We start from the raw sequence: 2,309 nt of genomic DNA, 5'->3' as shown, positions 1-2,309 counted from the left end.
CTATTGAGTTCTCAAACAACAGACACACCCGGCACCACCACCACAACAACACGCCGTGGATCGCTCCGGAGCAACTTTTCAAACTTACCCGAACCCCCAAAGCTTTGCAAATCAACGTCTCCGCGATACAAACCCTCAAGAACCCGGCCCCACCCAAACAGGCACGCCCAAAAGCGAACCATATTCCAGGCCATTCAAAGGGGGGTTGGCCGCAAACTCTCCGCAACAGCGGCGGCGACTCAAAAAACAATACACCCCCACACACCAACCCGCAAATCCACCCCCACCCAAACCCCACACCACCCAAAACCCCCGCCAACCCGCCAAAAGCAGGGCACCCAACACCACCAAAAACCCTCCCATCCACACACCCCACCCCTATGACCCGACTCACACTTACAAGGGGAGTTGCTGGGGATATTGAAGGTCAGCAGGGAGCAATCTTTCCGGGCTTCAGCAGCAGTACTCAGGCACCGAGGGACAACAAGCAGCTGTTCCGCGGCCCCGGTGGACCTGGTCAAGAACAGGTACCTGCGAGTTCGAGCCCGAGCTGTGGGCCCCTGCAGCGTGAACCAGCCGGCCATAGGCTGACCGGTCAACGCACGGGGCTGCCCGAGATGACAAGTGCGCCTTTTTGCACCCCCAGGGGGCCGAGCGCACCCATGGTCCGAGCCCCGGACTTCTGAGGTCCCATGTATTCACCTCCAACTCCATCAGGCAGCGAATACCCCCCGGTCAGTCTTCCCTCCCCCCGTCTTGATACCTCGAATGGGGCCTTGGCTAACCAGCTCACGATGGACGTCGCATCACCCAGCCTGAGGTTGAGCCCAATCCACGTCAAAGCTTCGCCTAACCCACTCGGCGTCAAGCCGGACCTTCCTTCCGGGCTCGCCTCCCCATTGATATGTGGCACGCGGGGCGTGCCTCATATCCAGGCGGGCGTCCTTCCCTTTTGGTGTGCGCCGCTCATCGGCCACCCATTTCCCAGCCGCGGTCGATATGCGGCCCACCACAGCGCCAAGCCCATTCTTGCCACCGGAATTCCATCTACAAGATGGACATACCGATGATCCGGCTGAACACCACCCATCAGAGTGAGGTGGCTCTCGTGAACGTGCACGGATTCGACGGGCGCGGGCAGAACCGGGGCGTCACCGAAGCCATACTGTCCGGAAGCTCACAACTGCCTCGGACTGAGGCGCCGCGGAAGCGATGTCCACGCCCCTGTGTCCGCGGGCCCCGCCGTCTGCCGGCACCGCGTAACGGAAGCTGCAAGCACCGGTGGCCGCGAAGTCCTGGCAGTTCCTTGTTGTGAAGCCGGACCAGTCCGTGGACACCGCGATGCGCTGCGGTTCGATGACCTTCTTGACGTCCAGCAGGCCCGGCCTGGGGTTGCGGTCCGCTTCCGCCGGCCTATCCGTAACCAAGTTGCCGCCGTGAACTTGCTCACCGATGTCCCCACTGCCGGCGAAGGGCCCGCCGCCGCCTGACGAAGCAACTGTCATTTGCGCTCCAGCATTCCCAGGCCAAGCCGCCATCGAGCGCGGGTACTTCTCTAAAAGCTCCTGACACTCGTTGATTTCGCCGGGGCCCTTACCCATCGCGCACTTACTCGCATGGTGCGAAGAGCAGACGTGTGTGGGTCAGGGGCGCCGCGGACCTGTCGCCCTCGCAGGGGACGGGCTGAAGCGCTCCGCAGACCACGGCCCGACGGCGGGACGCACACCTCGGCGCCGGCGGAGATCTTCAGGTTCATTTGCGGAACACGCGCGACGGCGTCAATATCCGGTCCGCCCTGCTCGCCTCCACCAGGAGTAGGTTTCACCGGATTACCGAATCAAGGCGTCGAGTTGTGGTGCAGGCGCGTCACGAGCGTCCCTGCCGCTGCGTGGCCAAAATCATCAACCACCACGTTCCAGCCCCGCTGGGTAGCCACTTCGCCCCCGCGGAAGCAAAGGCAGGAAAGGAGGAGGGGAAGGTGCGGGACGGCCACCTCCACGGACACCGCGGCCCCAAGGCTTTTCGCAGACCTGCTGGGCGTGTACCCCAGCTCTGCGCCTCAGTGCTGGCCAGGATCCGGGTCAAATGACTGACTCCGAACGTGTCACTCGTTTCGTGGTGGTTAAAGCGGTGGGGCCCTGACGGTTGGTCAGGGCCCTGCCGGTGCTGGCCGGTGTGGTGTGGTGGTTAAAGCAGTGGGGCCCTGACGTCGTTTGTCAGGGCCCTACTGGTAATGGTTGTCCGGCGGTGACCTACTCTCCCACACCCTCCCGGGTGCAGTACCATCGGCGCTGTGGGTCTTAGCTTCC

General features: G+C 62.9%; 1 protein-coding gene and 1 rRNA gene. Both read right to left on the bottom strand.

What is annotated here, in order from left to right; genetic code table 11:
• Positions 1–1,151 precede the first annotated feature (1,151 nt).
• Positions 1,152–1,505 (bottom strand): hypothetical protein, encoded by a 354-nt coding sequence (locus AC5RTE_RS17155; protein WP_494042581.1) that lies wholly within the window; start codon positions 1,503–1,505, stop codon positions 1,152–1,154.
• Positions 1,506–2,239: 734 nt separating this feature from the next.
• Positions 2,240–2,309: ribosomal RNA gene (gene rrf / locus AC5RTE_RS17150) — 5S ribosomal RNA — on the bottom strand; the annotation flags it as partial.

The sequence above is a fragment of the Arthrobacter sp. K41 genome, from assembly GCF_059089645.1.
The sequence above is the reverse complement of the archived record's forward strand: the minus strand, read 5'-3'. Positions and strand labels throughout refer to the sequence as shown.

Excerpts from the sequence above, each read along its gene's own strand:
- AC5RTE_RS17155 (WP_494042581.1), bottom strand. The coding sequence starts at position 1,505 with ATGACAGTTGCTTCGTCAGGCGGCGGCGGGCCCTTCGCCGGCAGTGGG.